Source organism: Pseudomonas sp. 3MAES_34.3B (assembly GCF_058145875.1).
Map to the genome: position 1 here is coordinate 2,485,822 of NZ_CM176960.1, position 20,422 is coordinate 2,506,243.

Here is a 20,422-nt window from a genome sequence, read left to right on the forward strand (position 1 = left end):
AAGCAGCAACCGCGGAAATATCCGCCGGGCTAGCGGATCCCTCGCTTCAGCAAATGCCGTAGCCCTTCAAGCACGAGTACGCCCACGGCTGCCCAGATGGCGGCGTAGGTAGGCCATTGCTCGGCGGAAATGGTTTCGCCCAGCATCAGTGAAACCGCTACCAGCAGCACAGGCTCCACGTAGCTCAGAAGCCCGAACAGGCTGAACGGGAGCTGGCGGCTGGCCAATACGTAGCTCACCAACGCCAGCGCGCTGATCACGCCCAGGCCCGGTATCAATGCCCAGAGAGCAGGGTGTGCGGCCAGTTGAGCTGAGGACAAGGGACCGGTTATCACGAAATATAACGCCGCCGGGATCATCAACAGCATGTCGGTCCACAGGCCACCGAGATGGTCGGTACGAAAGCGCCGGCGAAGGATGAAATAGACCGGATACCCGAGTGTGACCAGTAGCGTTTCCCAGGCGAAGCTGCCATGCCTGAACAGCTCGTGGCCCACGCCAAGGGCCGCCAGGATCACGGCCAGGGTTTGCGCGCGGGACAGTGATTCGCCCCATAACAGCTTGCCGGTGAGCACCATCGCCAATGGCAGCAGGAAGTAGCCCATGGACACTTCCAGGCTGCGGCCATGCAAGGGCGCCCACAGGAACAGCCACAACTGCACGCCCATGAGGCTCGCCGTGGCCATCGAGCCGACAAGGCGTACCGGCTTTTGTGCGATCCGCCGTATCACGCCCGTAACCAGGCGCCAGTCCCCGGTGACCAGCAAAAACAGTGTCACGCACGGCAGCGTGAGCAGCATTCGCCAGCCGAAGATCTCTTCGCCGCTGAGCGGCTGCAACAGCGATGTGTAGTAGTACAGCAGGGCAAACAGCGACGATGCCAGTACGGATGCAGCGATGCCTCGGGACACGGGAACCTCGATCAGCAGCGGGGGCGCGGCGGGGCCGGCACGTTACCCTAGCTCGACCGCCGACGCCAGCGGTAGCGCGGGGCCGCGTTCCTGGCAGGCCTGCACATGACTGATGAACAGATCGGCCGGCATCGGCCGCGCAAAATAATACCCTTGCAGGTAGGCGACCCCATGGCGGGTGAGGTAGTGGTGCTGTTCGCGGGTTTCGACACCTTCGGCCACCATCTCCAGCTCGAGCTTGCCGCACAGCTCGATGATGCTGTCCAGGATATGTCGGCCAAACGCCTCGCTACCGATCATGGCGACGAAGCTTTGATCGATCTTGAGGTAGTCGACCTTGAACTGGTGGAGGTAAGAAAGGCTGCAATGGCCGGTGCCGAAGTCGTCCAGCGCAATCTTCACCCCCATCGCCCGCAAGGTACTGAACAACTCCAGTGTCTGAGGCGTAGGCGTTACCAGTTCGCGCTCGGTAATCTCCAGCACCAGTTGTACCCGGCCCGGCGCAAAGGCTGCGAGAAACTGCCGGCAATCCTCGGCCAGCAGCGGATCCTCGCAGTGGGCAGCGGCGATATTGACGCCCACGTGGAAGCCATCCGCAACCCCATCCGCGATCGGGGCAAGCGCCGTTGCGGTCTGGCGCATGAGGCTGCGGGTCATGGGCACGATAAGCCCGCAGGCTTCGGCATAGGGAATGAACAGATCGGGGCGCACCAGGCCTTCGCGGGGGTGGCGCCACCGCATCAATACCTCCGTGCCGGTGCACTGCCCGTTCTGCGCAGCCACTACCGGCTGGAAGAAAGGCACGAACTCACCTGCCGCCAGCGCCCTCGTCAGCTCCAGGCGCTGTGAGCCGGCCCGCCGTTGTTGCACGTAGCACACGGCGCCAGCGCATCCGCCGAGCACCACAAGCAGGGCCAGCATCGGGTATTGCTGCAACATCCGGTGCCAGGGGGCCGGCTCTGCGTAGCCTCCACGCACGGTGAACGGATAGCGCGCGGAGGCAGCGTACGCCTCGCCGGAGGCGAAACGAGGCACAGGGCCCAAGGATACTTGCCCCTGGGCGGTCATCCAGGCAGAGCCGACCTGGAACAGCATCTGGTTGTCGACGTCTGAGGCGGCAAGCGCGTTGGCCAGGTGCTGGCCGTCCACCGTGGCCAGTGCCGCCCCAGCCTGGGCAGCTTCACGGTAAACCAGCAGGGCGCGGCCCGGTGTGACGGTGTTCGCCTCGAACAGGCGCAACCGCCCGGCAGCAAAGCCGTCCAGGGAAAAACTCTCGCTGAACGAGCCGTACAGCGAGCTACAGTACAGCCGGTTCGCGGCTACCAGGTTGGTGGATCGAACGTAGGGGTTGCCTGTGACCTGCTCTCGCAGCGCCAAGGTAATATCGGAGCAGGGTTTTCCTGCCAGGGGGGCCAGTGCCCGGGCGGCACTGGCAGCGTTATCCAGAATGGTTTCGAGACGTTTGAGTGCTAGCGAAACATCACGCGACGATTGCGCCGCCAGGTTGCGTTCCGCCTGCCAGGCCAGCAGAGGAAGGCCCAGGACCAACGGGAGCAAGGTAACCAGCACCACCCATAACCATCGACGAGCCCTCTGGGGGGTGGCGGGTAGGGACATGGCAACGCTCCTGGGGTCAGGGTGGGCCGGGGTGGCAGGCCTGCAAGCCCGAACCCGGCGCGGCTATTGCCAGGGTCGAGGTTCGACGGCTGGCAGCAGCATAGCCCTGTCCCGAGGTTGGATCACTTTTTCTGTTCGTCCTTTTGTTGCATCTGTATGGAAGCCGGGCTGCTGTCAGCGTTTTGCTGTGTCGTCTTTTTTTCACTGCTGTCGAAACAGCCAGCCAACAATACAAGGCTTGCAGCCAGGACAGCAGTGGACAGGGTTTTCATAATTAGCACGCTCCAGCGGTAATGGATTCGATACTGTGACCCGAACTGCGCCGTAGGGTTGCGGTAGTGCGTTGGTGTACCTTCAAGCAGGCAAGTCAATTGCGACGCTCCGGCCGGCTAAGCAACCAGTGACAAAGCCCGCCGCTGAAAATCGAGAGCATCAACACCGGGCCGAGTATCAGAAGCAGCTTGCGCGTAATGAGATTGAGGACATCCTCACCGGAGAGGCTGCTATGGATGGCATAGCTGAACTGAGTAGAGGGCACCAGAACGCGATAGCGAGGGTTCTGTCGAAGCTCACCGCGAAGCAGCGACCCGTCATCCCAAAGATAGGTACCTGCAACATGCAGCGCCACATCGGCGCTGCCACTGATCAGTTCAAGCTGTTCGGTTATCACCCGGTTATCAATCCTCACGGTCAGTGAGTACTGGACATTGCCCTTGATCAATAGCAATGATCCAAAGCCTTCGGACATTGCATCGGGCCTCTGCAATTCAAGGGTCTGGTAGTCGAAGGGGCCAGCCACGGCGACAGGCGCGCGGGCCGCTCCCGTGCTTCCGGAAACCGTGTTGCAATAAGGAACGTTCTTGTGTGCATAGGAGGCTGATCGTACCCATGGCGCCTGCGCTACTGCCCGGCGCATCGCGCTTAGAACGGTCTGGCAACGCTTGCCGACCATAGGCGAAAGGATGTCAGCGGTTTCGGAAGCCGCGTTTAGTATCTTGTCCATGCGTTCCACGGCTGCCTTGCCGACACGCACGTTTTCTTCGTGAAGCGCCTGGTCCGAGAGCTTGAAGGTCAGGCCTACGCCGGCAACGAGGGGAATGGCTGCGGCCCCTATTGATAGAAGTGCCGCGCCAAGGGCCGAGCGGTGTTTGTCTGTCCGTGACATATGTGATCCTGTTGGTGTGAGCCCGGCGGCAGGTTAACCGCGGCATGGGCCCAGGCCAGGGACTGGTGCGGGATTGATCAGGTAAGGAACGCGCCGTTACGGTGTAGGAAAAAGGGAAAAGCAGCGTTTGATAGGATCCTATCCGTTGCGGTCCCTGGGGGGATGGTCAAGAATGGCCGGGTTTATCGCGCACAGAGCCGGTCATGCCCTACACAGAACAGCTGTCGTTTCCGTATTCACAGGGGGTGATGAGTGATCGCATTCGGCACTATCCGTGGCAAGGCAGCGAGCCGGGCCCCTGGGAAGACTGGCCGGAGGTTGTTCGCTGCAGCCTTATCAACCTGCTGGGTTGCCGCTTCCCCCAGTGCCTCATCTGGGGCGTGGAGCAGTACACCTTCCATAACGATGCATTCGCGGACCTGTTAGGGCACGGTGCTCCCGTAGTCGAACGTACGCTTGAGCGCCTCTGGCCGCACGCCGGGGCACGGTTGTGCACCGCGGTGCAGCGGGCGTTCGGGGGGGAAGCCTGCCATGGCATCAACCATTGCCTGCCCGTCGAGCGTAACGGGCGCCGGGAACCGGCGTGGTACACCTTTTGTTTCAGCCCTCTGCGCGATGGGCAGGGTGTTGTGCTCGGGGTATTGGCCACGATCATCGAAACCACGGCGACGGTACAGGCCGAGGGGGAGCTTAAAAGCCTGGCCCATCGCTTCGAGCGTGAGGTCGCCGAGCGCACCGCTGACCGCAATCGCCTGTGGCAATTGTCCACGGACATCATGCTGGTGACTCGAAGCGACCTTACGATCACGGCAGCCAACCCTGCCTGGGAGACGGTGCTGGGACGGCCCGTGCCCGAACTGCTCGGCATGAACGTGCTTGAGCTGCTTCATCCCGAAGATGTAGCGGTATGTGAACAGGCCGCGCGCGACCTGAGCGCCGGCCACCCTTTGCGGGATATGGATTGCCGCCTGCGACACAAGCGCGGCGGCTACCGCTGGATCAACTGGGCGGCTGTGCCGGGTGGGGGTTTTTTCAATGCGGTGGGGCGCGACGTCACGGTGGAGCGCGAGCGTGCCGCCGCGCTGGAGCAGACCGAGGCGCTACTGCGGCACAGCCAGAAGATGGAAGCGGTTGGCCAACTGACTGGTGGGTTGGCCCATGACTTCAATAACCTGCTTACCGCTATTTCCGGCAGCCTTGAACTGATGGACCGGCGTATCGAACAGGGGCGGGTGGATCAGCTGGGGCGCTATATCACCGCAGCCCGGGGCGCTGCGGACCGCGCCGCCACACTGACCCACCGGTTGCTGGCGTTCGCCCGCAGGCAAACCCTGGATGCCCGCCCTGTGGCCGTCGCCGCGTTGATAGAAGGGTTGGAGGCGCTTGTTCGGCAAACGTTGGGGCCTCATATCCACTGCGAGCAAGCGTTCGGCCATGAGCCCTGGTGTGTATTGGCCGACTCTAACCAGTTGGAAAGCGCGCTGCTTAACCTGTGCATCAATGCTCGGGACGCCATGCCCGAGGGCGGCACACTCACGCTCGCCTGTGCTGCCCATGCCCAGACGAGCACGTCGGCCGGCGTGGAAGCGTTGTCGCCGGGAGACTATGTGGTCATCAGCGTCATAGACACCGGCCATGGTATGACGGCAGACGTACTGTCGAGGGTGTTCGATCCGTTTTTCACCACCAAACCGCTGGGCCAGGGCACCGGCCTGGGGTTGTCGATGGTGTATGGTTTTGCCCGTCAATCGGGGGGCACCGTGAATATTGCTTCCCATCCGGGCAAGGGTACCCGGGTCAGTATCTATCTACCTCGCTACAGCGAAGCACTGGCACCCGCACCGGAGGAACCGCCGGTAGCGTTGGCGCAGCCGACGGCGAAAGGCGAATGCATCCTGCTCATCGATGATGAGGCTGCCATTCGTGAATTGGTAAGCGAAACGCTGGAAGGGTTGGGGTATCACGTCGTGTGTGCCGAAGACGGCGCAAGTGGGCTTGCCGCGCTGGGCCGTACGCCGCAAGTGGCCCTGGTGATCACTGACATCGGCCTGCCTGGCGGGCTGAATGGGCGTCAGGTCGCCGAAGCCGCCCGCGCCATCAAGCCCCACCTTCCGGTGCTTTTTATTACGGGGTACGCCGAACAGTCCGCGCTGGGGCCCGCGCTGCTCAGATCGGGCATGGAGATCATCACCAAGCCCTTCGCGCTGAACGAATTTGCCCGGCGCGTCGCACACATGCTCCGTCAACCCGCTGCGGAATAACGCTTGCCCTTGCCTGGCGCAGCGGTAGTGTCTTCACCGGGTTGCTCGCCGTTGCTCGCAGGTTCCGGCGTTCCGCCTCGGCGGGTCTTGCGCTCCAGCACCAGATACACCACGCAGGCGATTGCCAGGGGTACGAGGAAATACAACGCCCGGTAGGCAATCAGCGCAGCCAGAAGAGCGCCCTTTGAATACTGCCCCTGCAGTAGAGAAATGAAGATGGTTTCCAGTACGCCCAGCCCGGCGGGTATGTGGGTGATTACTCCGGCGATGCTGCTGATCAGCAGAATTGCCAGCACCGTCAGGTAGTCAGCTTTTTCCGGTAGCAAAGTGAAGATAAGCGCGCCCATCAACGACCAGTTCAGTGCGCCTGTCGCGGCCTGGAGCGCCGCGAAGCGGAAGGAGGGCAGTGTGACCTCCTGCTTGCGTATCGTCCACGTGCGCCGCTTGGCGAACCGGCATGCCAGCAGGTAGGCAACGCCAGCTGCGACCATTGCAACGCCGATCAGGCGCAGCCCGGTAGACCCTATTTTCACGCTGTCCGGAAGGGCCGGCAGCCCCATGGCGAACACCACACCGCCCAGCAGCAGGTAACCCAGCCAATTGGTGACCAGGCCCAGGCTGAGGATTTTAGTAATGGTCGCGACGCTCAGGCCCAGCTTGCCGTATAGCCGATAGCGCAGGGCAATGCCGCCAACCCAGGAGCTGAGGTTGAGGTTGAAGGCATAGCACACGAAGGCCAGTGGCAGCACCTTGGTCGCGGGCAGGCGGTGGCCGGTATAACGTCGGGACAAGAGGTCGTAGCTGCTGAATACCAGATAGCTCACCAAGGCCAATGCGCCACCCAGCAGGAGCGTACCCGGCTTGTAAGACCTGAGCGCTTGCACCACTTCTTGCCAATCAAGGTTGCGCACCAGCATGAACAACAGCACCGGTACCAGGAGGAAGCAGCTCCAAGTCATCAGGCGCTTGGTCCATAACCATATCTTGGAGCGACGTTTAGGCTGGCCATCCCGTACCTCAGGGGTGGCTGCGGGATCTACGGAGGGGTTCATGCGCTTTTCTCCGCGTTCAGTGGGGTATCGCCCGGCGCCGTTTCATTTACGGTTGTCCAGGGTTTGAGCCGGGGGGAGTGGGCAGGCAGCAGGCCGATCCAGGCAGGGAAATGGCGCAGGAAGTGAAAGCTGAGGAAGATCAAAGGCGCGCGCCACCAGTAACCGCGCAGCACGCGTTGCAGAGTAATGCTCTTGGATTCTTCTTTGGCGAGCTGCGCCAGATGGGTGTAAAGGCGCTCGTTGAATGCGGTGTCATCAATCACCAGGTTGGCTTCCAGGTTGAGTGACAGGCTGAGCGGGTCGAGATTGCTGGAGCCGACCGTTGACCAGTTGTGGTCGACCAAGGCCACCTTGCCATGCAGTGGCCGGGTGGTGTACTCGCGAATCACCACCCCATCGCGCAGGAGGTAGTTGTACAGCAACCTTGAGCACAGCCGTACCAGTGGCATGTCGGGCATGCCCTGAAGAATAAGTGTGACGTCTACTCCGCGACGGGCCGCGTTGCGTAGCTCGCGAAGTACGCGGTAGCCCGGAAAGAAATAGGCATTGGCGATGATGATCCGCTCACGGGCGGCTTTGATGGCGCTGAGGTAGTGGGTTTCGATATCGTCGGTATGGTTGTTGTTGTCGCGAATGCTCAGCAGCATTTTTGCGTGAGCACTGTCGGGTTCCAAGGGTACCCGATCGGTCAGCCAAGGCTTGTGATGCCGGGTAACGCGGCTGGTTTCGTCCATCAGGGCCAGCGAAGCCTTGTGCAGGTCGGCAACGATCGGCCCGCGTACTTGCACTGCGTAGTCCTGCTTGGCCATGGGGCCGAAGTCGCCCAGGTGGTCCGCGCAGAAATTAATACCGCCAACGAAACCGATCTCGCCATCGACGACCACGATCTTGCGGTGAAGCCGACGGAACAGGTTGGTTCGCATGCCCAGCATCGGCTTGCTCGGGTCGAACGCCAGCACCCGCACGCCGGCTTCCGAAAGCGCGGTCAGGGTAGAAGGCGACAGGTCCGCGCTGCCATAGCCGTCCACCAGCACTTCGATTCGCACCCCGCGTGCGGCCGCCTCGGTGAGCACCTGCTGCAGCTCCAGGCCCACTTTGTCGTCACGCAGGATAAAGGTTTCGATCAGCACTTCCTCCCGGGCCTGGGCAATGGCCTGGAACACGCTTGGATAAAACTCCTCCCCATTGATCAGAAGCTGTATCTGGTTATTGCTACGCCATTGCTCGGTCACAGGCGTACCTCCACAGCCAGGGGCACATGATCCGACAAATGCGACCAGGGTTTGCGGGACAGTGCCAGTGGGGCATGCGCGGTGGCATTGCGCAGGTAGATGCGGTCCAGGCGCAACAACGGCAGCCGCGCCGGGAAACTGCGCGCCGGCGAGCCATGGGCTTCGGCGAAAGCCTCACGCAAGCCACAGCCAGCCAACAGCTTGCTGGCCTGCTGGCGCCAGTCATTGAAATCACCGGCGACGATCACGGGCTCGTTTTCCGGCAAGCCTTCGAGCAGTCGGCACAGCAAGCGAAGCTGTTCCTGACGCTGATGCTCGCGCAGGCCAAGATGAACGCAAATGGTGTGCACCGGCGGTTGCCCCGGCACAGCCAGCACGGAATGAAGCAGCCCGCGCTCTTCCTGGCCGGCGACGCTCACGTCGTGATTCTGGTAATGGAGGATGGGGAATTTGGACAATAATGCATTGCCATGGTCGCCGTCCGGGTACACCGCGTTACGCCCATAGGCAAATACCGGCCACATGCTGTCGGCGAGAAACTCATATTGCGGCACATCGCTCCAGTTGTCGTAGCGCTCGCCATGCCGCCGGTGCACACCCAGTACCTCCTGGAGAAACACCACGTCGGCAGAGGTCGCCCGCACCGCTTCGCGCAGCTCGGGCAGCACGAAGCGGCGATTCAACGGGCTGAAGCCCTTGTGCATGTTCACGGTGAGGATGTGCAGCGCATGCACCGGCGGGGCTTCCTGCGGAAGCACGTCCGCGGCCGTGACCTGCTCATCCAGCGGCCGGAAATCCTGTGTTGCCATCGGCCAAGCTCCCCAAATCCTGGTTGAAAAGTCCTCATAGTCGGACTTTCAGGGGGGTAGATGGTTCAGCGTAGGGCGCTTGGGAGGGTGCGGCGCTGGCGTTCCAGGGGCCGAGGTGGTTAGGCATGGTTCCGGTAGCCAGGTGCCGAGCAGGCGTAGCTAGGCAAACCTCACTGCTTCTGTTTAAATCCCTTTTAACGGTTTTTAAGTTTGAATATTAGCCTTAAGGTCCATTATGTTGGATTTATCTTTAAGAAAGCCTGACGAGATCGTCCGACGTCTGTGTGAACGTTTACGCATGGAAAGGCTGGCATTGCAAATGACCCAAGCGGATGTCGCTGGCCGGGCCGGTGTGGGGGTCAACACCGTGTCTAACCTCGAAGCTGGACGCAGCGTCGGTTTTGAAAACCTTGTACGCGTGGCCATGGTGCTCGGGCGAACCAGCGAACTTGAGGCCCTGTTTTTGCCGAAGCTGGAAAGTATTGAAGATATTCGCCGCTATGAGAGCAGTAACGGCCGTCAACGTATACGAAAGGAAGCACAATAATGCTCCAGCAGGTTGACGTGTATTACTGCGGATGGGGGCAGCGCTGGCTATGGGGCAGGCTTGCATCGACCACTGCCCTCAATGGCCGCCCGCAGATCCTGTTCGAATACAGCGACGAAGCGAAGCGCAAAGGCCTGGAGTTGTCCTCGTACACGCTTGCGTTGGAAGGGCCCCAGCTGCGCAGGGGCTTTCCGACTCACCAGCTAGGGTTGCCCGGGCCTGTCTACGATGCGCTGCCGGATGGCTGGGGCATGCTATTAATGGATCGACTGTTCAAGCGGCGCGGGCTCAATACATCGAGGATTGGGCCACTGGAGCGACTTACTTGTATCGGTCATAACGCAATGGGAGCGATGTCGTTTGAGCCGGCAGTAACCGAGGGGGAGGAGGGGCTGGTAAATATACCCCTTGAACTTCTGGCAGGAGAGGTTCAGGAAGTTCTCAACGGTGAAGGGGGCGAGTTTCTGCAAAATCTGCTGCAAGTTGGCGGTTCGCCTCAAGGCGCCAGGCCTAAGGCATTGGTCTATCGAGACCCCGCAACAGATATCTTCACTACCGCCCCTCGGCCTGACTTCGAAGCTTGGCTGGTCAAATTTCCAGCAAAGGACGAACACCCCGAAGTGTGTGCCATCGAGATGGTTTACGCACAGTGCCTGCGACTGTGCGGTATTCAAACTCCAGATACTCGCTATTTCAGCCTTCCGAGTGGGCAAGCTGCATTCGCGAGCAGGCGCTTTGACCGGTTACAAGGGCAGCGCGTACCGATGCAAAGCCTTGCAGCCTTCACTGGCGCGGACTACAGGGCGCCGGGGAGCCTGGATTATGTAAACTTTCTACGTGCGACAAACCTTTGCACTAATGATGTAAGAGAAAAGGCATTGGGCTTTGAAAGGGCGGTCTTCAATGTGGTTTTTAACAATCGCGACGACCATCCAAAGAATTTTGCATACGTGATGTCGCCTTCCGGGGCATGGCGATTGGCGCCTGCTTACGACGTAACGTTTTGCGAAGGCCCAGGTGGCTACCACCAGATGGACGTCATGGGGGAAGCGATGGCTATTGATCGCAGAGCGATGCTTGGCCTTGCAGAGGAGGCGGAGCTATCCAAAAAGGATGCGGATGAAATCATTCAGCGGATCTGCACAATGGGTGGCCAGTTCACGGAAATTGCCCAACGCCTTCATCCAGGCGCGATCAGTCTAGGCACGCTCGAAACCATTCAGCGCCGCATCGAGGAGAACAGTGTTCTGCTTCGCTGAAGCCATGTCGACCCTGGCGGGATGCTTAGGCCGAAATGCTCAAGGCTAAGCAGAGCGCCAGTTGCGTCAGGTGGATGCAATGAGTGCATCCTAATCAGGCTTAGCTGCCCACTCACGCATTCATGGAACAGTATTGTCCACCCGTTACGCAGCATCAGAGCGTAAGATCACGGTTGGCGAACGGACTCAAGGCTTATCACAGGCTATCTGGATCCCCAAAGAACAGTATGACTGGGCTCTAGCACGATAGTTTCAGTTTGAAAAAATCTTAATATGCCCCCAATTTTGCCCCCACTCAGACGCCTTGCATGAGCGATCACGAATGGCGATTCCTGACGAAATCCAGTATGGCTCTGGATGGCTTTGAGTTTACGCCCGAACTAGGGTTAGCTGGGGGGAGGGAAGTGGCACGCTCAGAGGTTCTCCCTCGGTGAACTGGAACCAAAGCAGGTTATGCGCAGCCCAATTCTTGTTCGGCCCTGCTAATGCAAAATGACCGGTTCGGTTTCGACACTTGTCGGATAGCGAGGCGCAGCACGCGGGCGGTCGAATGCGAGCGCCCGCGTGCCCAGGTACCGCTTATGCCGACGCCGGCCTTGGCTCTGAAATTACATCAGGGTGTCTAGTGCCTTAGTGTCGATGCGGTCGAATAGGAGCTTGCCTTTGTTTTGATCGAACACATCAACGGTAGCTAACGGAATAGCCGTGATTAGAACACTGGTAGCTGAATGATCATCGTCAATGGCTTTTACCTGCAGAGCGATAAGGTGATTAGCTCGAGGTCAAATCTACCGATTGAGCACCCAAACGAGAAGACCATCGCCAGAGCCACCTATCATCCAATTCAAAATTCGCGCGCGTCAGGTGCGACATAACCAGGAGCAAGGATCGCGTTCTTGACACCGTACAGTGCCAAGGGATCGGACAACCACAACCTATATTCTGGCCCCCTTAGACTGTGATCTAGTGAACAGTCCACGCTCCACTTACGTAGGGTGTAGCCCGCCGTAGCCGCCCGAAGTTTCAGTGACAGCATCCCATCAACCATTGCGTAATCCATGAGCGTGACTTCCGGTCGCGGTTGATCAGGGTGAGGGATAAGTGTCAGCTCAACGATCCTTGTCCACTGAATGTCTTGATCGCTCGTCTCGTGAACAGCGACGGCATCATCGAGAAGAGGGCTTGCCTTGCGGATCCGGGTGATGACGAAATCTCGGAACTCGCCCGACTTTCTGTCAAACCCACGGACGTGCCAGCGAAGTCCATTGTCGACCAGAGAGAAAGGCACGATGACGCGCTGGCTGGATCCGTTCAGCGACTCGTAATCAATCTGCAAGGGGCATTTCTGGTGAATCGCCTGGGTGACGTGGCCCAAGATATCGAGCTTCGGCCACGTCAGCTGATCTGGAAAATCGACCGTAATCCCAGGCGTGGTGTCTCTGGGTTCCCCATCACCGAGCCCCTTGGTGATCCAGATCAGCGCGTGTTCCGCGGTGGGGTCAAACAGGCTCTTGAAGGATTCACTGGCTTTGTAGAGGCGCGAACTCGCGTCATACACCAGGTTGTATTTACTGAGCGTTTTGTACAGCGCGATGTCACGACTGGCCGCCGCTTCCTGAATGTCAAAGCGCTCGATCAAGTGCTGACGCTTGAGTTCACCCAGCATCCGCAATCTGAGATCTATGAAGGCGAGGCGGTCTCTTTGTGGCTGACTGAGGTTCTCAAGCATGGTCGAACTTTTTGTAGTGAAGGGGATTGCCATACTACACCATCATCAATAGACTTCATGCATGGTTATCAAATTGATGACCATTTAAGAGTGGCGTTGGCCTCACTACTGAGCAGATGAAAGCCCTATGCCAAACGAACAGTTGCCCGATGCATCCGATTCGCTGGGCGAGCCCAAGAGCGAGTTGATCGACTTATCGCCTCAGTTGCGAAATCAGCGGTTGCTGGAACCAATGAACCAGCTCTATTCGACTCGTAACTTCCATCAAGACGAGGCTGGAGAGCCGCTATTTGATGGCCTGGACACCCACTACCTGTGCATGGCCACCCTCAATTTTCATGATGGAGGGATCCGCAGTTGGCGCGGGGTACAGCATGGCGGATGTGCACACCTATGTGAGTTCAGTGATCAGTCGGATCCGGCCAGAAAAAACCGGCTCAGCGTGTGCAAAGGCAGCCGATGTCGTGATTGGCTGCCTGAGTAATAAAGCCGAGAACTACAAAGAATTCGAATTCACCTACTTTCACGCCCCCACTGTGCAAACCCTCGTATACCGCTTTCGCCTGTTGAATCTCGAGCCGGATCTTGATGACGTTTATCGGTATCGCCCCTCACCGGAGGGTTATCTGCTTCTGATCGGCATGCTGAATGTGGACGTTGAAGATCAGCAGATCCTAATGGAAAAGATGCTGCAGATCCTGATCGAGAGAGGGCGCTTTGAGCAGGCCGCGGAGTTCGCCAGGCGCGCCATGGTGCTTTCCATTGAGCATCGGCAACACATTCAGGGACATATTACTCAGGCGATTCGCGCACCGGGAACGGTGAGATGGAGTACGGATATCAAACCTCGATTAGACGACTCCCGCCAGCACGTTAAAGCTCGCCAGGAAGAAGAGGGGCGGCTGCTCATGGCGATTCGCAACAAGATTGGTGAAGTAGAAAACATTAAGAGCAAGCAAGAGCTTTCAAGCCTGCATGACTTGTTGTCGAAGGCTGGCAACGTAAGAGCTCGGCTGCAGCTGGAGGTTAGCAGCGCCGAAGGGCGTTTCATCGACGCTCAGACAGCCGCGTTCCGTGCCCGAAAATCTTCCGGCATTCCTGATCTTGAGACACATCTTCTCCCGCAAGCAATGATCCGCCCAGGCGCGCAATTGGCTGTGGCGGCCGAGGAGCTAATTGTCAGTTTGTTCCCGGCAGTGTTTCCAAAAACACCTGATTTATCGAACCTGCTTAGCATCCTGCTGGAGCGACGTCAGTTAACCAAGGACGCAGATGACGACGAGGATGACGACGAGATCGAGCCGTTCCAGGTCTGGCCGGATCCTTTTCCAGATCAATTGGTTGTCAAAATTTCTCAATGGCTATCCGCAAAATTTGAAGAAAACCGTTCTTGGCGGATTAATGAATTGATTGATGCGGGAGCGAACGAAGGCTTCAGTGCGATTGAGCAGCAGTGCATTGCGTTCTGCCTTTACCGCAGCTTCCCCGACAGCGAATCAGAATTTGAAAACCACCATGCGATGCTCGACGGTGAATACGAAACCTGGGTGGTCCGAGGCGACAACCTCAGATTCGACGTCAAGACAATGGTTTAGGAGGTTCATTTGGATAACCAGAACAGCGCCGCAGCACGTCTGATTTATCGGGCACTTAATCTAAGTGCGACCCCGGCCAATGACGGGGAGTATCGCGAGCTATTGGCTCGGTACCGTGCTAGCCCAGAACTGCAGCAGGTACTTGCGCAAATTGCTGAAGGGATGGAACTGATGGTGCTCGATGTCAGCGAGCGTGGCTTGATCATCGCCCCGGCGCGTAAGGAAAGTCGCTTCTCGATTCGACTTGGTGATCTACGCAAAAACTTGTCTGAAGACCAGCGTGTCGCGCTGGCGCTGAGCTTCCTGGCCATCTGCGCGGTGTTTTATCCAACGACCGCTTTGATTGAAGATGACAGCCGGTTTCCAATGCCGGCGACGTTGGCCATGTTCAGGGACACCTTAACTGGCTTGTCCGGGCGCATGAATGCACTCGAAGATTCCGATAATTATTCCCGAGAGGAGCTGCGACCAGGCTGGAGCTACATTCACAGCCTGCCTACTTCGATCCCCCAAGCCGATCGCGCGTCGCCAAACTCGATAGAAGGGTTGGTGCGCATGGCACTGAACTACCTGATTGAGTACGGGCTAGTGAATAACGTGGGGGCCCAGGATGAGGGCGAAGCGGTTGAATACACCGCCACCCATCGACTGCGCATTCAGCTACGTGAACGGACGCTACCGCGACTATTTGACTATGTGCGTTCCGGCGCAACGGCCTGAGGATTTTATGCAAAAAATTACCCGAATGCTTGTTTGTCGCTACGGTACTGCCACTGCCTGGTACGACCAGACCTTGCTCGACTTCACTGCGCCGGATACGCACGAGGCGGTCAACGCAATTGTCAACCTTGAAAACACCGGTGGCAAAACCTCTTTGCTGTCGTATGTGTTCAGCATCTTCGAGCCGCGCCGGGATCTGTTCATTCAGCACATGCAGAACCCCAACCACCAGTTCAATGACTATTTCGCTAAAGACGGAAAGCCATCTTTCATCATCATCGAATGGTCGATGCCATCACGGCTGCCTGGGGGCAAGGACTACAAGTTGGTCATTGCCCAAGCCGTTGCGACGCGAGATGTCATTGAACGCGGTAACGACGTTGATCGGGTGTTTTTCGCTTTCGAATCCCAGCACGGCATAACTTTTGAAGATATCCCAGCACCCGGCATTAACACGCTTGGCATGCCTGGGGTGAGCACGATGGGAGAGTTCAATCAATGGCTAACCCAAATGTACAGGAAGTGCCCTGAAGACTTTTATCACACTCGCAATCAGCACGATTGGATCACGCATCTTGCCACCACACGGTTGTTGGATCTCGATCTTCTGGTCATGCAACGACAATTTAATGGGCAAGAAGGTGGCCTGGAAAGCGGCTTCCTGACCTTCAAGGATGAAGAGGATCTGGTTCGTAAGCTCATGGCGCTAACGATGGACCCTGAGCGCGCTCAAACGGTACGCAACACCGTGGTGAATGTGGCTGACAAATACCAGAATAAACCTCGCCTTGAAGCGCGGCTTGTTCAGTTGGCCAGAATCCTGTCGTCCATGAAGCCCCTGGGTGAATCTTCTAAAGCGTTTGAGCTTGCACTTGAAACGCGCATCGGGTTGTTACGCCGTGCGTCGGGACTGGCCGCTGTCATGGAGCTGGCTCGTTTAAGTGAAGAAAAGCAGGTCACTAATTTTGGTGACCTGATCGATACCCTCAACTCACGCATTTTGGAAAACCAGGAGCTATTGGCACATCAGCGAGCGTTCACGTTTTCCATGCATGCTTTGCAGCACACGCGCAGTGTGGATCGCACAGCAGCGGCGTTTGAAGCGGCTAAGGTTGGCAGGGACGCGGCTCAATTGCGTCTGAGGCATCTCAAGGGTGCCATTTCGTACAAGAAGATCACCAGCGCTCATGAGCAAGTTCTCATTGAAGAGCAGTCGCTGGCAGAAGAAGTTGAGGGCTTGTGCCCGATCAAGGAAGCGCTCGAAAGACAGGGGGCGCTGCTTCGTGGCGCTATCGATATTCTGCTCAAGCAGACCGACGACAAACACATAGCGCAGAAAAATTTTGAGCTGGAGGCTGCTGAGGCAGTGGCTCAAGCCAAGGCCCAAATTAAAACGTTGAGCTTATCCATCAGGACGCTTCAGCAAGAGGAGGCAAAAGTCGGGGCCGACATCCATAATGCTCAGATTGAACGCACCAGTTTGCTGGACGACGGGGTACTTGACGCGTTCGATCATGACGCCGCTGCAGCGATCGAAAGAATCACGGTAGCCATTGCCCAAGCGCAAAGTCGCCTCGACACGTTGCGCATTGAACGAGCGGACTATCTACAACACGTTGACCGTCTTCGTGATCAGGCGACGCAGCACGGATCGCGTGCCCAAGCGGAAGCGCACATTCAGGAAAATCTGAGCAGAGAAGTCGGTGATGCCAGAACCCTTCAAGAAGATCTTCAGCAAAATCGGTTGCTGTGTTCGGTGGTCGAAGCTGAGCTGTGTGACCCTGACTCTTTGACACTGCTGGGCACCGTTAACGAATTTATCCAATCCATGGACCGTGAAGTGCTGGAGCGGGACATTCGCCTGGCCAACCTGGAGCGCGCCAGGCAGTCCATCGAAGAATCCGAACTTACGGGCCAGAGTGATGACGTCGATCAAGTTGTCAGGCTACTTCGGTCCGCCGGCATTCATTCTGCGCGAGCAACCAATTCCTACATTGCCAAGGTTGTCTCCGATGCTGAAGAGGCTCGCCGACTGGTCGCCTCCGACCCAGCCAGGTTTCTCGGCGTCTGCGTGGCCTCCGAAGAGTGGGAGACGTCATGCAAGATTGTTGCGGGTGCTGACTTACCCCTGAATACCCCGGTGACTGTCGCGCTTGCCACCCTGGATGCGACCGTCGTTGCATTCGACCGGGTGGTGATACCGGCAGAAGACGACTCTGCCTATAACCTAGAGGCCGCGGCCGCCGTGCTGCTCAATTTTGAACAGCGAATCGCTGAAATCTCAGGCACGCGCGACGCACACATTCAGCGCCGTAACGACGCTCGTGATGCAGCCAACAAACTCAAAGATTATCAGGGGCGCTTCGGTGCTGTGCGAATCGCTGAGCTTGAGCAAAAAATTCACACTCACTATGAGGAAGAACGGGCGTTCGCGAGTCTGCAGGCAGGGTGCCTGGAAGAAGCCAGTGAAGTGCTAGAGCGTGCGAAGGGACTTGAAAAGGAGATAGATCTGATTCCAAGTGAAATCGCCAATCAGACCAGTAAGATCCAGCGTCTGGAGCGTTATTCGCACCAGTATGATCAACCGCTTGCGCAATGGAGGCAGCAGTTGGCAACGGTGCAAGCGTCTCGGGCAAAGGCGGAAACAGAGAGTGAAGGCCTTGAGCGACTGATCGATTCGAAAGCGGATATCATCACCCACTCGAAACAATTGCAGTTCGATCTTGTGGGTCGCGCCCAGCAGTTGCTGAATCGCAAAGACCTCACCGAGATTTTCGATCCCAGTCTCGATTATCGAACAGCTCTTGAGTCTGGTTTCGATCTGCAAACATTGATCAAGACCTACGACTCAGACAAAGTCGTATTTGATACTGAGGAATCTCAGCGATTGGGAGTTCGTAGGGTAACCCTTGAGCAATTACGTAAAACGGAAGCCACGTTTCGAGAAGAATACAGGTCTGAATTTTCCGATCTGCGCGAAGAAGCCGTGGTCAACCTACTCAGTCTCGATCTCGCGAATGAATGCACGGCCCAGATAACGCAGGTCGGTTTGTACGAACAGGTTTTTTTATCATCATCGAACGCACATGCGGTGGCTAGCAGCGACAAAAAGGCCTTCTTCGCCAAGGTCGATCCCCCTCAACCTTCTGATGATGTCTTATTACTCAGTGATGATGAGCTTGCAGAACACATCGTGGTGGTCCAGGGAAATACGGATCAGCTTGAGAAAAATCTGGTTTCCGATCAGAGCGAAGCCGAGAAAGCATCACAGAGGCGTGCTCAAGGCAAGAAGAACGTCGAGGTGTTGAACAAGCATAAGAAAATGCTCATTTCTGCGGTTCCTCATGAGGCTGCCGCTCCTGAGTTTATTGAGCTTGAAGGTGACGGCGAAGCGCAAGTGATGGAGGTGCTCGACCGCTATAAGCAGCAAAGTGTCGGTCTGGAAGAAGCTCGAAAATTGGCTCAGTCGCACTTCGATGGACTTACAGATGTGGTGAAGTCAAAGGGCGTGCAGGACGTTGATCCGGGCCTTGCCCACGAGCTGTCGAGCAACTCATTTGAAACCACCTGCAGCGATTTTGAGCGACTGATGATGCTGATCGTTGAGCGTACGGATGCCTCTCAGTCTGAGTTGGAAGGCATGCTGCCCGACTTTGAGAATTGCGTGGGCGAAGTGCATCAGTTGGTAGAAGAGGGCATGAGTGTCCTGAAGAAAGCTTGCGAGGTCATGGTGCCAAAAGGCGCCCCCTATGTCGGTGGCAAAGTCATCATGAAGATGCGTCACCCGATTACAGGTGTTTCGACGGAAGCGGGGAAGGCTTCTATTCGGCATTACTTGAACACGTTGATCGAGACTAAGGTCATTCCTGAACATGGTGCGGACCTGGTCGCGGCCGGCATGATCAACCTTTCCCCACAACGCGCGTTCGGCTTGCAATTATTGCAAATGGAGCAGAATGCCGATCACCAGTACCAGGATGCCGGGCGGCTGAAAAAGTCCGGCGGCCAAGGGGTGGTCATCGCCATGTTCATGTACCTGATGATGAGCCAACTGCGACGTACCCATCAGGCCGTCACTAAGCGCGGTGGCGGGTGTCCCCTTATTCTTGATAACCCGTTTGCCAAGGTACAGACCCGGGCGTTGATTGATGTCCAGATCATGCTGGCCGAGGCCATTGGTGTGCAGTTGATTTTCTTCACAGCCATGAAGGATTTGAACATCCTTGCCGGCTTTCAGCGAGTGATCCGTCTGCGCAAGGAGGGCGTGAAAAGCGGGCGATCTCACATTCAAATGGCAACTGCAACCTTCAATACTGCGGTGCAAAGAGCAGGTACAAATTGATGAACATTGCTTTTTTTGAAGCATTGCGCGGCAGCCGTAAAAAGCGCATAGACCTGCTGAAGTTAAGGAGCCTCTGGATAGAACACCATCCAGAGCTCCAACAGCATCCCAATCGGGATAGGTTACTCATGGAGGCCCTGAGGGCTGGCGATGAGCAAGGAATCCTGAGACTTCCTTCTCCCCGCAGTTTCGAGCGTATTGGCAATCCGGCCATGCCCATGTTTATCACCGTGATTGTTGAAACGATCTCGGTGTTGAAATTAGACTGGACAACCGTTTCCTGGATGCCGGAACTGGGGTTTTGGATGCAATTGACGGAAAGCGAAAAGGTGACGGCCAAGGTCATCAACGAATGGCTCATCCGCCGCAAGGGGCGCTTTATGATGGTGCCGTTGCGTGAGCGATCGCTTGAGATGTTCGGGGATGAGAAATACCTCGATGGCAGGGTGCGATCCAATGCACTTTTTGGCGGCAGGCTTGCTTTGTCAGCGATTGGTGCCAGAAAGGTGGACCTTCCCTTGCCTTACCGACAGCAGCCTGGCAAACCAGGGCGGCCGGTGCTGGTCGTGGAAAACCATCACACGTTCTTCAGCCTTGGCGAATGGAACGACACCGCACATCGCTACGCGGCCGTCGTATATGGCGCGGGTAGCGCCATTACGTCGACGGGTACAGCGCTGGATGAAGTCATCAGGGAGGTTGACGGTGATGGAGCGGAATACTTCGGAGATCTGGACCCCGAGGGTGTTTCAATACCGCTGCGATACAACTCTAAGCATAAGACCCAGCTGTACCCGGCGATCTGGCTCTACCGAAAGCTGCTGACTATTGGTCGCCACAGGCCACTGCCCATCCTTTACGCAGGTGACAACCAAGCGGTTACTTCGTGGATACCTGAACTCGCTCAGGAAGTCCACGATGTGTGGAAGGAGGGCGACTGTCTGCCACAAGAGGGCATAGGGCTTGAGCAACTCTTATCCCAGCCTTATGAACTAGGCTTAAACAAAGCCTCTATCGATAATTTATCTGCAGCCGCTCAGTCGTAGGCTAGCGACAAAATGATCGTTGTGCCGGCTGCGGACAATAGGCATTGGATATCCAAGGCTTCGCGCAGCCATCATTGAGCTTGCCTGGTAATGTCGAAGCATTGACGTACCCGGGGCGCTCCATGCACCCCGACCTC

15 protein-coding genes are annotated in these 20,422 nt (G+C 57.4%); 7 read left to right on the plus strand and 8 right to left on the minus strand.

Going from position 1 to position 20,422, the window contains the following annotated elements; translation table 11 throughout:
• Positions 1 to 29 precede the first annotated feature (29 nt).
• From rarD to AC3Z8Y_RS11160, 4 genes are all read right to left on the minus strand, one after another.
• A complete protein-coding gene (gene rarD / locus AC3Z8Y_RS11145; protein WP_490089733.1) occupies positions 30 to 911 on the minus strand; it encodes an EamA family transporter RarD in 882 nt (293 codons plus the stop codon).
• 42 nt (positions 912 to 953) lie between these two features.
• Positions 954 to 2,528 carry an EAL domain-containing protein gene (locus AC3Z8Y_RS11150; protein WP_490089734.1) on the minus strand — a complete coding sequence of 525 codons (1,575 nt, stop codon included), beginning with the start codon at positions 2,526 to 2,528 and terminating at the stop codon, positions 954 to 956.
• 122 nt (positions 2,529 to 2,650) lie between these two features.
• Positions 2,651 to 2,800 carry a hypothetical protein gene (locus AC3Z8Y_RS11155; protein ID WP_490089735.1) on the minus strand — a complete coding sequence of 50 codons (150 nt, stop codon included), beginning with the start codon at positions 2,798 to 2,800 and terminating at the stop codon, positions 2,651 to 2,653.
• Positions 2,801 to 2,895: 95 nt separating this feature from the next.
• Positions 2,896 to 3,693, minus strand: coding sequence for a CSS-motif domain-containing protein (locus AC3Z8Y_RS11160; RefSeq protein WP_490089736.1), 798 nt, complete (start codon positions 3,691 to 3,693; stop codon positions 2,896 to 2,898).
• Between the two features lie 203 nt (positions 3,694 to 3,896).
• Between AC3Z8Y_RS11160 and AC3Z8Y_RS11165 the strand changes: the two genes are divergently transcribed.
• Positions 3,897 to 5,954 (plus strand): hybrid sensor histidine kinase/response regulator, encoded by a 2,058-nt coding sequence (locus tag AC3Z8Y_RS11165; protein WP_490089737.1) that lies wholly within the window; start codon positions 3,897 to 3,899, stop codon positions 5,952 to 5,954.
• Here AC3Z8Y_RS11165 and AC3Z8Y_RS11170 read toward each other — a convergent pair.
• The 3 genes from AC3Z8Y_RS11170 to AC3Z8Y_RS11180 form a co-directional block, all read right to left on the minus strand.
• Positions 5,936 to 6,913, minus strand: coding sequence for a lysylphosphatidylglycerol synthase domain-containing protein (locus AC3Z8Y_RS11170; protein ID WP_490089981.1), 978 nt, complete (start codon positions 6,911 to 6,913; stop codon positions 5,936 to 5,938). The two genes, AC3Z8Y_RS11165 and AC3Z8Y_RS11170, sit on opposite strands and share 19 nt — an antisense overlap.
• Before the next feature lie 89 nt (positions 6,914 to 7,002).
• A complete protein-coding gene (clsB, locus tag AC3Z8Y_RS11175; RefSeq protein ID WP_490089738.1) occupies positions 7,003 to 8,238 on the minus strand; it encodes a cardiolipin synthase ClsB in 1,236 nt (411 codons plus the stop codon).
• Positions 8,235 to 9,047, minus strand: coding sequence for an endonuclease/exonuclease/phosphatase family protein (locus AC3Z8Y_RS11180; RefSeq protein WP_490089739.1), 813 nt, complete (start codon positions 9,045 to 9,047; stop codon positions 8,235 to 8,237). The genes clsB and AC3Z8Y_RS11180 overlap by 4 nt, the downstream gene beginning before the upstream one ends.
• Positions 9,048 to 9,282: 235 nt before the next feature.
• On the opposite strand from AC3Z8Y_RS11180, the gene AC3Z8Y_RS11185 reads away from it, so the two are divergent.
• Both AC3Z8Y_RS11185 and AC3Z8Y_RS11190 read left to right on the plus strand, forming a co-directional pair.
• Positions 9,283 to 9,594: a helix-turn-helix transcriptional regulator gene (locus AC3Z8Y_RS11185; protein WP_490089740.1), complete on the plus strand. Its 312-nt coding sequence runs from the start codon at positions 9,283 to 9,285 to the stop codon at positions 9,592 to 9,594.
• Positions 9,594 to 10,853 carry a type II toxin-antitoxin system HipA family toxin gene (locus AC3Z8Y_RS11190; protein WP_490089741.1) on the plus strand — a complete coding sequence of 420 codons (1,260 nt, stop codon included), beginning with the start codon at positions 9,594 to 9,596 and terminating at the stop codon, positions 10,851 to 10,853. The genes AC3Z8Y_RS11185 and AC3Z8Y_RS11190 overlap by 1 nt, the downstream gene beginning before the upstream one ends.
• Before the next feature lie 844 nt (positions 10,854 to 11,697).
• Here AC3Z8Y_RS11190 and AC3Z8Y_RS11195 read toward each other — a convergent pair.
• Complete coding sequence (locus AC3Z8Y_RS11195; RefSeq protein WP_490089742.1) at positions 11,698 to 12,582, minus strand: BrxR family transcriptional regulator; 885 nt, start codon at positions 12,580 to 12,582, stop codon at positions 11,698 to 11,700.
• 374 nt (positions 12,583 to 12,956) lie between these two features.
• On the opposite strand from AC3Z8Y_RS11195, the gene AC3Z8Y_RS11200 reads away from it, so the two are divergent.
• From AC3Z8Y_RS11200 to AC3Z8Y_RS11215, 4 genes are read left to right on the plus strand one after another with little or no spacing between them, the layout of a single operon-like run.
• Positions 12,957 to 14,177 (plus strand): hypothetical protein, encoded by a 1,221-nt coding sequence (locus AC3Z8Y_RS11200; protein ID WP_490089743.1) that lies wholly within the window; start codon positions 12,957 to 12,959, stop codon positions 14,175 to 14,177.
• Positions 14,178 to 14,186: 9 nt separating this feature from the next.
• Positions 14,187 to 14,897: a DUF6063 family protein gene (locus AC3Z8Y_RS11205; protein WP_490089744.1), complete on the plus strand. Its 711-nt coding sequence runs from the start codon at positions 14,187 to 14,189 to the stop codon at positions 14,895 to 14,897.
• A gap of 7 nt (positions 14,898 to 14,904) precedes the next feature.
• Positions 14,905 to 19,239: a coiled-coil domain-containing protein gene (locus AC3Z8Y_RS11210; protein WP_490089745.1), complete on the plus strand. Its 4,335-nt coding sequence runs from the start codon at positions 14,905 to 14,907 to the stop codon at positions 19,237 to 19,239.
• Positions 19,239 to 20,285: a Wadjet anti-phage system protein JetD domain-containing protein gene (locus tag AC3Z8Y_RS11215; protein ID WP_490089746.1), complete on the plus strand. Its 1,047-nt coding sequence runs from the start codon at positions 19,239 to 19,241 to the stop codon at positions 20,283 to 20,285. The genes AC3Z8Y_RS11210 and AC3Z8Y_RS11215 overlap by 1 nt, the downstream gene beginning before the upstream one ends.
• The last annotated feature ends 137 nt before the right edge of the window (positions 20,286 to 20,422 follow it).